The organism is Candidatus Babeliales bacterium (assembly GCA_019749895.1).
Taxonomy (GTDB): domain Bacteria; phylum Babelota; class Babeliae; order Babelales; family RVW-14; genus AaIE-18.
Window position 1 is genome coordinate 333,448 of sequence record JAIEPG010000002.1, and the last position, 11,974, is coordinate 345,421.

At 42.4% G+C, this 11,974-nt stretch carries 10 protein-coding genes; 4 read left to right on the forward strand and 6 right to left on the reverse strand.

The features are described from left to right. Positions 1 to 14: 14 nt before the first annotated feature. Genes lepB (K2W90_02485) through metG form a run of 3 tightly spaced genes read left to right on the forward strand, consistent with a single transcriptional unit; the run spans position 15 to position 4,469 of the window. The gene (gene lepB, locus K2W90_02485) at positions 15 to 1,238 is read left to right on the forward strand and encodes a signal peptidase I (protein MBY0353209.1); all 1,224 of its coding nucleotides are present in this window, start codon (positions 15 to 17) and stop codon (positions 1,236 to 1,238) included. A 28-nt stretch (positions 1,239 to 1,266) separates the two neighbouring features. After that, positions 1,267 to 2,514 carry a signal peptidase I gene (gene lepB, locus K2W90_02490; protein ID MBY0353210.1) on the forward strand — a complete coding sequence of 416 codons (1,248 nt, stop codon included), beginning with the start codon at positions 1,267 to 1,269 and terminating at the stop codon, positions 2,512 to 2,514. Next, positions 2,511 to 4,469: a methionine--tRNA ligase gene (metG, locus tag K2W90_02495; GenBank protein ID MBY0353211.1), complete on the forward strand. Its 1,959-nt coding sequence runs from the start codon at positions 2,511 to 2,513 to the stop codon at positions 4,467 to 4,469. The genes lepB (K2W90_02490) and metG overlap by 4 nt, the downstream gene beginning before the upstream one ends. 82 nt (positions 4,470 to 4,551) lie before the next feature. Here metG and K2W90_02500 read toward each other — a convergent pair whose 3' ends face one another. The 6 genes from K2W90_02500 to K2W90_02525 form a co-directional block, all read right to left on the reverse strand. After that, positions 4,552 to 5,154: an ankyrin repeat domain-containing protein gene (locus K2W90_02500; GenBank protein ID MBY0353212.1), complete on the reverse strand. Its 603-nt coding sequence runs from the start codon at positions 5,152 to 5,154 to the stop codon at positions 4,552 to 4,554. A gap of 49 nt (positions 5,155 to 5,203) precedes the next feature. Beyond that, entirely contained in the window at positions 5,204 to 6,121 is a 918-nt protein-coding gene (locus K2W90_02505) for an ankyrin repeat domain-containing protein (GenBank protein ID MBY0353213.1), read from the reverse strand. A 148-nt stretch (positions 6,122 to 6,269) separates the two neighbouring features. After that, entirely contained in the window at positions 6,270 to 7,964 is a 1,695-nt protein-coding gene (locus K2W90_02510; GenBank protein MBY0353214.1) for a vanadium-dependent haloperoxidase, read from the reverse strand. Positions 7,965 to 7,994: 30 nt separating this feature from the next. Then, on the reverse strand, positions 7,995 to 8,783 hold the full coding sequence (locus K2W90_02515; protein MBY0353215.1) for a hypothetical protein: 789 nt from the start codon (positions 8,781 to 8,783) through the stop codon (positions 7,995 to 7,997). 451 nt (positions 8,784 to 9,234) lie between these two features. Continuing rightward, complete coding sequence (locus K2W90_02520) at positions 9,235 to 10,500, reverse strand: ankyrin repeat domain-containing protein (protein MBY0353216.1); 1,266 nt, start codon at positions 10,498 to 10,500, stop codon at positions 9,235 to 9,237. 140 nt (positions 10,501 to 10,640) lie between these two features. Further along, a complete protein-coding gene (locus tag K2W90_02525) occupies positions 10,641 to 11,213 on the reverse strand; it encodes a hypothetical protein (GenBank protein MBY0353217.1) in 573 nt (190 codons plus the stop codon). Between the two features lie 148 nt (positions 11,214 to 11,361). On the opposite strand from K2W90_02525, the gene K2W90_02530 reads away from it, so the two are divergent. Continuing rightward, positions 11,362 to 11,973 carry a class I SAM-dependent methyltransferase gene (locus K2W90_02530; protein MBY0353218.1) on the forward strand — a complete coding sequence of 204 codons (612 nt, stop codon included), beginning with the start codon at positions 11,362 to 11,364 and terminating at the stop codon, positions 11,971 to 11,973. Position 11,974: the final 1 nt, after the last annotated feature.

An 11,974-nucleotide genomic window follows, 5' to 3' on the forward strand; every position in this document is an offset into this window, starting at 1 on the left:
TTAGGTGGATTATTATGATCGAACGCTTAAGAAAAAAATTTAAACACCTCAACGACAAGTATCAAAGTAAGAAAGAGTTGTTCAAAAAAAAAGTTGAAAAATGGTGCTTAAAGGGTTTAGATGAGCCTTGTCGCAACGCAAAAAATTTGCTTGAGCAGGCTGACCATTTGGTGCAAGAACTGCAGCACGAGTTCTCTGCAGCCACAGCAGATGCTGTAGCAATAAAGGCAAAAGTAAAGCGCTTTGGCAAAATTTATAAAGAATTAAATGAATCAACCAAGCCGCTTGTGCAGCAATGGTTTGAAGCAATTGTTGTTGCGTTAGTTTTAGCATTTATTTTGCGCCACACAATTTTTAGTCCGTACCACGTGCCCACCGGTTCTGCCGAACCAAACATTTTGGTGGGCGACCGGATTTGGGGCAACAAAATGGCCTACTATTTGCATCCCGTGCAGCGCGGTGAGTTGGTTATTTTTGACGACCCTCGTCACGTGTATGACCGTTCAAGCACTATACAATATTTATGGCAACGCTTTATTGGTTTGCCGGTTCCTATGCTGGGTTTAAGTGCGGGGCCTATTAATGTGGTTAAGCGTGTTATTGCAATTCCTGGCGATACTATTGAAGGGCGCATTGAAGATGGCAAAACAACAATTTATTTGAATGGTGCCAAGCTGGATGAGCCGTATGTGAATCCTTATCCGCTCATTGCCATGCGTAAAGAAAAAGGCTTTATTAATTTTGACAACATTGGACCGTTTATGGTTCCTAGTTTCTTGCGTAAGCATTGGACCAAAGAATTGCGTTATACGTATGTGCCAACAAAACCATACAATGCTCAGCCATTTTACGATATTGAAGAAGCAAATATAATTCGTGATTCGCATACTGGCAAGCCTGTGCTGTACCAGCCTTATTCGCCAATTTATGATATTAAAGTTGGGTACAAAGAATTTTTTAGTCGCGATACCTTTGGGCCGTTTACGCTGCCAAAAGATATGTACTGGGTCATGGGCGACAGCAGAAAAAACAGTGAAGACAGCCGTTATTGGGGTCCGTTGCATAAAAAGTATATTCGTGGGCGTGCAAGCTTTGTTCTTTTCTCGCTGGACAGTGAAGAAGACTTTTGGTTGTTTGATTTATTAAAACACCCAATGAATTTTTGGACTAAGCATGTTCGTTGGAATCGCACGCTTAAAATGTTGAAAAATGACGTTGTTGCACAAGCAAAAGAATAGATAATCACTACTGATAGGTACCCACATTATGAACGAATTGAACCGTTCATTTGAAAAGGCTCGCGCTCGTTTTGAGCGACGTAAGAAGTTTTTTGCAAAACGGATTAGCAGCTGGCAAAAACAAGGTTTAACAAGGCAAGCCGAAAAGGCAGCTCAGTTGATGACCGACTCTCAAAATTATCTCAATGAGATTCAGATTGGCATGCATCCAACCGCAGAGGGCCAAGCAGACGAAGTAGTGCTTAAGAATAAGATGCGTGAGTTTCATGCGGTTTATTCTGAGCTTTATAATGTAACGTTGCCCGAATGGCGTCAATGGTTTAATTCAGTCACTGTTGCCTTTTTTGTTGCATTGGTTTTACGTAGTTTTGTCTTTGGGCTTTACCATGTTCCTTCCGGTTCTGCTGAGACAAATATTTTAGTTGGCCATCGGATTTGGGGCAACAAAATGGCCTACTATTTGGATCAAGTAAAGCGGGGCGATTTGGTTATTTTTGATAACCCTGAATTTGACTATGACAAAAAAAATCTCTTTGCTTGGTTGTGGCAGCGCTATATTGGCGTTCCTGTGCCAGCGCTGGGGTTGTCCGCAGGGCCAGACAATTGGGTAAAGCGTGTTATTGCCGTACCGGGTGATACCATAGAAGGGCGTGTAGAAAATGGTCGTACCGTTGTCTATTTGAATGGGCAGTTGTTAGAAGAGCCGTACGTAAATTCGTACCCACTGGTTAAAGTAAAAAAGAGAGTAGGCCTTGTTGCGCAGAACAATTTTTTTGGATTTAAAATTCCAACAGCATTGTGTGCTTCAAGTAAAATTGCACATTATTCTTATAATCCAAACGTTTCGTTTGATGAGCAGCCTTTTTATCATCTCAAAGAGCGTGATGTGGTACGAGATCCTGTTACTCACGAGCTTGTGTTGAGTCAGCCGTTTACGCCGACGTATGTTATAAAACAAAGTATGCACGAAGAACACATTTATAATATCGACAAATTTGGTCCCATAACCATACCGCCAGGGATGTGCTGGGTAATGGGAGACAGTCGCAAAAACAGTCGCGACAGTCGCTACTGGGGTTTGTTAGACCAACGGTTAATTCATGGTCGTGCCAGTTTTGTAATGTATTCAATAGACAGCGAAGAACCATTTTGGTTGTTTGATTTTGTAAAACATCCAATAACGTTTTGGACCAAGCGTGTGCGTTGGGGTTCGTTTTTTACCCGCCTCGACACCTTTAATGAGCCGCGCTATCAAGCAGAAGAAAGAAAGTCATGAACAAAAATAAATTTTATATAACGACACCCATTTATTACGTTAACGCAAAACCACATTTGGGAACGCTGTACTCAACCTTGTTGGCAGACGCCGCAGCGCGCTGGCACAAGTTGCTTGGTGAAAAAGTCTTCTTTTTAACTGGAACCGACGAGCACGGGCAAAAAATTCAAGAAAAAGCTTTGGAGGCTGGCAAGCAACCGCAAGCATTTGTAGATGCTATTGTCCCCGAATTTAAAAAAGTGTGGCAGCACTACAACATTGGTTACGACAAATTTATTCGCACCACCGATGCTGAACATAAAACAGCAGTAACGGCATTTATTAATAAATTAATTGAGCAAGATGATATTTATAAATCTGAATACACCGGCTGGTATTGCGTGCCGTGTGAAACGTTTGTAACTATTGATGCCGATTCGGCAAAAGATACCAACGGTATTTATTTGTGCCCTTCGTGCAACCGTACGTTGCGTGAAGTTGCTGAAGAAAGCTATTTTTTCAGACTTTCAGCATACGAAGAGCAGTTGCTTGATTTTTATGAAAACAATCCTAACTTTATTACGCCAAAAGATCGTATTAACGAAGTCATTTCGTTTGTAAAATCCGGCTTAAAAGATTTAAGTATTTCACGCAAAACCGTTTCGTGGGGCATCCCGTTCCCGGGTGATGCTGCGCACACCGTGTATGTGTGGGGCGACGCACTGGTAAACTACATCAGTGCGCTTGGTTATGGCCAAGAGTCGGCGCAAGCGCGTGAAAAATTTGACTTTTGGTGGCCAGCAGAAATGCAAATATTAGCCAAAGACATTGTGCGGTTTCATGCCGTGTACTGGCCTGCATTTTTAATGGCTGCAGGCTTGCCGTTGCCAAAGCGCTTATTGGTGCACGGCTACATTTTGATGGACAGTCAAAAAATGTCTAAATCGCTGGGCAATGCTATTGATCCCATGACCTTGGCCGAGCGTTATGGCGTGGACCAAGTGCGTTATTATTTGATTAGACAAATGGCTATAACGCAAGATGGTAGTTTTAGTTTAAAAGATTTGGAAGAGCACATTACTGCAGACTTGGCCAATAATTTGGGCAACTTGCTCAACCGCACGCTCACGCTTGCGCTCAAGCACGGTCTTGAACGTGTGAACCCGCCAATAGGCGATGATGGTGCCTGTTCAGCTTCGCTGTGGGAAGCGCGTTCTAGTATTTTGCGCGACCACTGTGCTGAGACCTATCGCTTTTATTGGGAAGAGATGAACAAAGGTTTCTATCATGTTGCGTTGGCAGAGCTCTGGAAGTTTATGTCACTGGTTAATGCCTTTTTTCATGAGCAACAACCGTGGGTTTTGGCAAAAACTAACCGTGAGCTTTTTGACGAAGTTATTGCCGCAACGTGTCACAGTTTGCGTGCGATAGGTATTATGCTCTGGCCCATTATGCCTACCAAAATGGAAAGCTTGTTGGCCTCACTTGGCCACACGCTTGAGCTGGGCAAAAATTACGAACAAGATTTGCGTGAAAATAAATGGAATAAAACCTTTGTGTTGACTATGACACCAGAGCCGCTCTTTGTGCGGCCTGATGTATGGTCGGCGGTTCAAGAGACAACTGAAGAAAAAAAACAGGAACAGAACGTGATTACGATTGATGATTTTGCAAAAGTTGAGTTGCGCGTTGGCACTATTGAACAGTGTGAAGCGATTGAAGGTTCCGATAAGCTTTATAAGCTTCAGGTTAATTTTGGTGAGCTTGGCATGCGCCAAATTCTTTCTGGCATTAAAAAATACTTTACGCCTGAAGATTTGCTTGGTAAGCAGGGCGTGTTTGTTACCAACTTGGCACCACGCAAAATGATGGGCTTTGAATCGCACGGTATGATGCTGTTTGCCAAAGATGCTGATGGTACGTTGCGCATGAGTACGGTTGCGCATAATGTACCAAACGGTACCAGTTTGCAATAAAAGTTTTTGATAATAAAGAAAGAGGGTGCTTCTTAAACCAAGAAGCACCCTCTTTCTTTTACTAAATAAAAAAATAAAAAAATTATCGTGTTAAGCCAGTAAAGCTTAAAACATCGTCAAATGATGGCAACATAGGTTTTTTAATTCTTGTTGCTTCCCAATCAGCCCATTTTTGCAAGACTGCAAACGCTTCAGTTTTTTCCATCGCAATAGCCAAATCTTGTGCTGTTTTTCCGCTTTTTCCCGGTTCACTGGGATATGTTGTAACGCGAGGGTTAGCGCCATACGTTAACAAAAGTTCAATACAAGCTGTATTGTTGCTCAGTGTTGCATAATGCAATGGCGTAAAGCCCCAGTTGTTTTGTATGTTGAGTAAGTTTTCATGCTGAACTTGAGCAGCAATAAGAAGTTGTTCAACGCAGAGATTATGCCCGTTTAACGCAGCGCAATGCAAGGCTGTGTTGCCTTTGTTGTCGAGCGCGTTAACAAGAAAACCGCTCGCAATTAATGGCATTATAAAAGCGTCATATCCATGTTCTGCCGCTGCGTGCAAAACAGTTGTTCCTTGTTGTTCAAGATTATCTTTGATAGCTGCGTAGTAAAAATCAGGCATTGCCGGTGTTGCTTGAGTAAAAACAGTGCAGCAAAAAATAAATGGCATTACAATTTTTTTAAGCATATTCATGTGCTTTCTTGTTTTAACAGTTTGGTGGTTGCGTTTATTGGCTATTTAACTATTTTGAATCTAGCATTTCTGGCGCGGTATTTTCTTGATTTTCAAGATTGAGTGATTGTGCTGGTTGGGTTATTTTTTGTTGCTTGGCTTCATGCTCTTCTTTTAACAGATCAATACCATCTGCTTTAAGCTTGCTTATTGTTGGTGTTTGCAATGGTTTTGCTTGTACGTAGTCTGTTGCTTTTTTTTTGTTCTCATAATATTTCAAAAGCTCAACGCACTTAACAAATCCTTTTTGTTGTGCAAGTTGAAGTGGCGTTAGTGCGTAAGCGCCAACATTCATGGCAAGGTTGAGGTCAGTTTTTGGATGTTCAAGCAGCAGGTACAAAAGTCCAAGATTGTTCATGATAATTGCTGAATGAACGGGCGTTACGTTTGAAGCAGTTTCTAGTTTTAACGTTGCCGCATTTGGATTAGCGCCATATTTTAAAAGTTCTTGCACAACTTCTTTGTGCCCGTTAATAACTGCCACATGAAGAGCTGTTGCACCGCTGTTGTTTTGAGCATTAAGCTGCCACAGTTGTTGCCTTTTTTTGTGATATTTCAAGATGCGGCAGTTGTCGCAGCATTGTTCAAGAATGGTTTTAACACAGTCAAGCTTGCCGCTACTTGCTGCCAAGTGCAAAGCAGTATTGCCATTTTTGTCTCGTGCTTTCAAGGCTTCTGGGTGGCTAAACATGAAAAAATACAAAGCAGTGGTGTTGTTATTTTTAATGCAATCAATGAGCAATGCTTGTTTGTATTCACTGAGCATATTTGTTGGTTGAAGGCGTGTGAGGGGGTTTGATCTGCGTAAGTTGAGCAGTGCTTGTGCGGTGCGTTCAGTTACCGGTGAGGCGGCAGGGCTTGCAGCAGGTGTTGCGTTGTTAAAAAGTGAACATGAGAGCGTGAGTACAAGTACCAGTTGTTTTTTCATGAAGAGAAACCTTTTTGTTGATGTGTGTTATAAAAATACAAAAAATTTAGTAAAAATTTTACGGGGGTAAACTATAACGTTTTTTACTAGTTAGTGCAATAAAAAAGGGCCCCAAAATCGGAGCCCTTTTTTTTAGATCAGCGTGATATTAGCGAGGTAAGCCTGGCATAACCTTTTTTGCGCCAACGGTAACTTCTGTGCCGTCAAACTTTTTAAGTTTAAAGCCTTCAAAATCGATGTTCATGGTGTATGCAAAGTCTTCCAACAATGAAAGTGCTACAGCTTCGCCAAGACGTAGTGATTCTTCTCCGTCTGAGCGGTAGTGAACACCAGCCATGTTGCGGCCGATTGCAATGTTTGCTGCCAGTTTGTTAAGCTCGTTACCGATTTTTAGGGCTGGGCCACCATATGGGGCGAGAGCAGTACCTGCAGCATTTGCTACTACCGGGTTGGGAACGTCATGATCCCCATTGAAGAATGCTTTAAGAATTGTTGCTGCAGCGCCGCCAATTGTTGCGTGTCCTGCAGGGTAGGTTGGGTGGAGTGGACAACCTTCAGGAAATACTTGTGGAAGAAGATAAGTATCATCACCACCAGTTGTCATGTTTAAAGTGTTGATATCGTCTAGTGTAGTTGAAGGAGCAAAAAGATCATTATGCAAGTTTGTAAAACCAGCAACACCATTGTATTGTTGATGAGCAAGCCATGCCATGTATTCTGGTCGAATGGTGCGGTGCACGACCCACTTTTGGTACCATGCGGCACGAAGAGCCATATCACAAGCTAGTGATAAAAGTCCTATGAATTGTGGCACAAAGAACTCTGCAAATTGTGTTTGCGTTGGGTTGCCGGCATAAGGGTTATTTGGATTGAAAACCGTTGCATCAGTTCCTGCCCATCCAGCAAGAATTAAAAGCGCAAAAATGTAAGGAAGTTGTGGTGGGTCGTTATGTACAAAGCTGGCAAGGTCGCGAAGTGTGATAATGTGTCGGTACAACCCAGTTTCAAAATCAATAGCATTTGTAGGATTTTGTCCTTTTTGTATGTTTGTCCATGTTGCGATATCTGTTAAGAAATTGTTGTCCTTGTTGTTAAGATTGATGTTTACATTACCAACAGCTTTTGGAACTCTGTATGTTTGAGTAAATGTGGTGTCTGAAAACGAAACTGGAAGCAATAAAAATTGTGAAATATATGGTCCATCAACGGCGCCAGGAACGTTGGATCTGAAGAGAGTTTGCGCGGTAACCATACCGCCGGCTTTTGGTCCCCTGAAGTCAGAAAGCGCATTAAGCGCTGTAAGAGCAGCAGTAACCTCTGCCGTTGGTCCTGCAAAATCTTCATTGAATCGTTGATCGCGCAATAAAGCCATTTGATACAACTCAATCAGCTCACCAGCTTTTTCTGCCGATGCTAAAGCAGGAGGTGCGGCAATGGAATGAATCCAGCTGTCAGCGCCGCCCAAATTGAAATCAAAGCCGGCTTGTGGGGAGTGTAGTTTGCGTTGAACAGGATTGGTGCCCATCATAATTTTGTCAAAATCGCTTGGCTTACCGGTTGCCAGTGCAAATAGCAGAGATTCATAAGCCTTTGGATCTGGCAGGCCGCTGGCAAGTTGTGCTAACCCCTTGCTGTAGTTGCCGCGATAATCGTCATACAACTCTTCATCGCCGTTGGTTGGTTGTTCCCAAAGATCTTGTCGCACACAGCGGTCAGTTGCCTCATCACGCACGGTGGCAGCATTAAACCGACGGTTGGCACGGCGGACAAGAGTGAAATCGTCTGCCTGGGCAAGCCCGTACGAGCAAAGGACCGAGAGTAACAGGATAATTTTTTTATTCATAATGTTTGCCTCGTTTCAAATTACGTTTGGTTAGAATCGCATACCAAAATCTACGTGAAGGCCAAGGTGCCAACGGTCAAGTTCAGGCACGCTAATTTGCAAATTAAATGGACCATGATCATCTGAATCACCAAAATGGTTCCAGTCAAAATATGGCACAACTTTTACTTGCCAGTTGATGTCGTGTGCGGTGGTTTTGTGCCAGGTCAGTGGAATTTCAACATGAAAGCCATATGACCAGTCAAGATCAATATCATCAGCAAGTCTGACTGCTGGTGTTTCCAAATCTACCCACGTTGCAACGCCAAGGCGTGCAAGTGCGCGCAAGCCAATTTCAAAGTTGCATTCGCGCATTGGCCAGGTTACATCAAAGCCAACAGGAATGTAGAGATGGTGGTAGTTGTAGGTAATGATTTGTGGGTACAGTTCGTTTGAGAAATGGTGGTAGCCAAAGCCGATTAATGGGGTGATCACACTTCTGTCGCACCAGCCTTTAAAGTTATAACCAAAAAAAGCTTCTGGTCGGTAGTCGCCAACTTTGCTTTTTTGTGACAAGTTACCTGCTATGTAGCCAGCGTTCCAGCTGCCGTCAAACTGCACCTGGCCATAAAAACTTTCTTCTTTTGAATACGTAAAGTCTGTATGAATACCGGCTTGGTAACCTTTCATGGTTGGCACATCGCCAAGATCGTACTGGGCGTGGCAAAATGTTGAACCGACATTAAATTGCATGGTTTGATCGCTAATGCAATTTCGAGCGCTCAGGCTCGATGCAACCATGCCTAACACGAGAAGTGTGCGAATAGAGCGGTGCTTCATGGATACTCCTTGTTTTTCGGACTGCTACTTTTCACGAATCACAAAAAGCATAGAATTTTTTGATTTATTATTTCAATACTTTGTTAAAGAACATAAAAAAGATTTATTGGTAGATGTTTTGCGAAATATTTTTGTTGGATGTGGTGTTTGTGAGCGGTGATTGAGAAGTTAAAAAACAAAACAACCCTTCGAGACGCCCGTCTTCGCCAAGGCTCCGTTGGGCTCCTCAGGGAGGGCGGAGCTATGTGCTTACTTGCGGCTTATAGCGTTGTTGGTTTCTTTTTACTGCTTTTTTAATTTTAAAATTGTTTTGTTCCATCCCGTTCGCCCTGAGGAGCCCGGCGAAGCTTTAGCGAAGACGGGCTCCTCGAAGGGACGTAAAAAAAGCACCCTGGCTTGGCTTCAAGCTATGCCAGAGTGCTTGTAAATGTCTAAAAATTAGTGTGTGCGGTTATTCGTCTTCTGAGCAATCAGTATCGCTTGAGGGCTCTTCTACCAACTCAAGTAAGCGGCGTTTAATCATTGCTTCACGCAAAGCCTGAGCAGCTTCTCCTCGCGCCTGGTCAAGTGGGGTGTTATTGTTAAGATTTTTATTCTCGAGAAATATCCGTGTTTCTGGTTTTAACAGCAAATGATTTGCCAAGAATTTAATGCACGGTGTTTGTTGTTTGAGAGCTGCTAAGTGGAGTGGTGTTGAGTGTTTGTGGTTGACTTGAGTTGCATCAGCGCCATGCATGAGAAGTAGATTAACAATGTCGGCATGACCAAATGCTGCAGCAAAATGAAGAGGCGTGTTACCCAATTCTCTATCGAAAATAGATGGATTTGCTTGGTGTTGTAAAAGTTCTACTACGCAAGCGTAGTGACCTTGTTGGGCGGCAAGAAAGAGTGGTGTTTTTCCCTGCTCATCTTGAGTATTAACATTTAGAGATCCTTTTTTGAGAAGATGGGTAAGTACTTCCTGTTGGTTATAAAATGCCGCAAAGTGAAGTGGATAATCGTTGGCGTACTGTGCAAATGTGGAGTCTTGTTGTAACCGTTCTTGCAGGCTTTGGTCAAATGTTGGTGTTGGGGGGCATACAGAAGGTCCTGCTGACCGTGCCGCATTAAAGCAGTGGAGCGCTTTGTTGTAGGTTGCTAACAGAATTTTTTTCATTTCTCCTTGTGCACAATCTATTGGTGATAGGCCATCCAAATTTTTGGAACCAATAAAAAGCATAGTCTTTGGGTTTGAAAGCAGGTGGTCGGCAAGAAGACTGGCGCACTCTGGACGTTCATTAAGAACTGCAAGGTGAAGTGGTGTGTTGCCCTGACAGTTCATGAAGGTGGGGATTGCTCCATGTTCAAGGAGTAATTGAATAATACACTCGTTTCCATTTGAGGCTGCCAGATGAAGTGGTGTATTGCCGGAGCCTTTGAGTGGGTCTTGAAAATTTGGGTCAGCACCGTTTGCCAGTAATATGATTGCGCAGTCATAACTACCATGCTCAGCTGCTAGCATGAGCGGTGTGTTTTTTTTACTGTCTTGTTGATTGATCTTTGCGTAATCTTTTACCAGTTCGGTTAGTGTTGTTGTTTGATTAGTCACAACAGCAAAGTGGAGAGGATAGGTTTTTTTATAGTCAAAGCGTTTTTTCTTAAGCAACGACGCACCAAAAAGGCTTGAACTGGCAAACAAAAGTGGCAATAATCCAAATAATTTCTTGATATTCTTCATAATAAATAACCCCCTAAACAGATATAAAATAGTCTTTTTTGTGGTAATTCTAGTGTTTTTAATTATACGTTTAGGATAGATTATTTAATTCAATCTGTCAAATATATACCAAAAATATCAAAAAACAGCGTTTTTTGTGCTTAGTTTATTAAGCCACTGTTGTGTGCATAAGCCTGCATTCTTTCAAGCCAAGCAGTAGTATCAAAAGTAGTTCCTTCTTGATCATCAAAAATGCGATCTACAAGTTCAGAAATATTCTTGTTAGCCTTTTTCCACTCAACAAGATATTCTCCGCGTGCACCGCGTTCACTTTTTGTATGTTCGCTGTCCAGATAAATTTCTACCATGCCATCAGCTTCGTTTCGTATTTCTATCAACGCATTACAATAAAATTGGTGTACTTGTTCCAAAAGATTTAAGACTTTTGAGCACAACGTGCAGCGTTCTTGGATAGTGGGTTTTTTGTGAACCTGGGCAGCGTTTGTTAATGTATTCAGAACTGTTTCAAAAATGTCTGGGTCGGTGATAGTGAGTTTGGGTTGGTCTGGATGTGTTGCGCCATTCATAACTGGTTCAAGAATGAGTTGTGCTTGGTTAAAAGATTCTTCAGCGGCGGCCCAGGTGCTTTCGGGTGTTCCGGCAGCCCCTTGGCAGCTCATGTTTGGCAAACTAAAAAACATTATTATCACCGCGCAATAACGAAATGTAATCATTGATATTCCTTCTTGTTCTTTAAACAAATAGTTTTTAACGTGCGCATACTTTAGCACAGCGTGTGCCAGCAAAAAAAGCTTTCGCATTTAAAGAGCGTGCGATAAGCTGTGTATCATATTTTTTAACATTAAAAAGAAGGCTTTTTTTATGATGTATCAGGAATTAAAAGTTTCAGTCAAAGAACAACAAACAATCGAGTTTTATGATGCCAAGGCACAAGCGTGGGGCCAAACGCACAACGACCCGGCATATTTTGAACCAGAGTTTGAGCTTTACAAAGAGCTTTTGGAGCGGGGTAAAATTCTTGAACTTGGTAGTGGTACCGGGCGCGATGCGGTACAATTTCTTAAAAGCGGCTATGAGTATGTTGGTATTGATGTTTCGCAAGGTCTTCTAGACTTTGCACGCACGCAATGTCCAACGGGAACATTTCTTAAAAAAAGTTTGTACGAGTTAGATTTTGCGCCCGCACGTTTTGATGGTTTTTGGTGCGCGGCAACCTTATTGCACATTCCAAAAACTGAAATAGACAAAGTTTTGCAGTCGATAAAAAAGACGATCAAGCCCGGTGGTATTGGCTTTATTTCGCTCAAAGAAGGCAACGACGAGCTTTTTGAAGAGCATACTGGCCGTACCTTCTTTTTGTACAGCCAGCAAGAGTTTTCTGAAATCTTAACGCGCAATGGTTTTGTGGTTGAGCATGAGCTTAAGCGTTCTATTGCGCCAAACTCATGGCTTATGTTTTTTGTGCGCTGCTAAT

What these genes read in the sequence shown, in the direction of transcription:
- lepB (MBY0353209.1), top strand. Translation starts at nt 15, where the DNA reads ATGATCGAACGCTTAAGAAAAAAATTTAAACACCTCAACGACAAGTAT.
- lepB (MBY0353210.1), top strand. Translation starts at nt 1,267, where the DNA reads ATGAACGAATTGAACCGTTCATTTGAAAAGGCTCGCGCTCGTTTTGAG.
- metG (MBY0353211.1), top strand. Translation starts at nt 2,511, where the DNA reads ATGAACAAAAATAAATTTTATATAACGACACCCATTTATTACGTTAAC.
- K2W90_02500 (MBY0353212.1), bottom strand. Translation starts at nt 5,154, where the DNA reads ATGAATATGCTTAAAAAAATTGTAATGCCATTTATTTTTTGCTGCACT.
- K2W90_02505 (MBY0353213.1), bottom strand. Translation starts at nt 6,121, where the DNA reads ATGAAAAAACAACTGGTACTTGTACTCACGCTCTCATGTTCACTTTTT.
- K2W90_02510 (MBY0353214.1), bottom strand. Translation starts at nt 7,964, where the DNA reads ATGAATAAAAAAATTATCCTGTTACTCTCGGTCCTTTGCTCGTACGGG.
- K2W90_02515 (MBY0353215.1), bottom strand. Translation starts at nt 8,783, where the DNA reads ATGAAGCACCGCTCTATTCGCACACTTCTCGTGTTAGGCATGGTTGCA.
- K2W90_02520 (MBY0353216.1), bottom strand. Translation starts at nt 10,500, where the DNA reads ATGAAGAATATCAAGAAATTATTTGGATTATTGCCACTTTTGTTTGCC.
- K2W90_02525 (MBY0353217.1), bottom strand. Translation starts at nt 11,213, where the DNA reads ATGATTACATTTCGTTATTGCGCGGTGATAATAATGTTTTTTAGTTTG.
- K2W90_02530 (MBY0353218.1), top strand. Translation starts at nt 11,362, where the DNA reads ATGATGTATCAGGAATTAAAAGTTTCAGTCAAAGAACAACAAACAATC.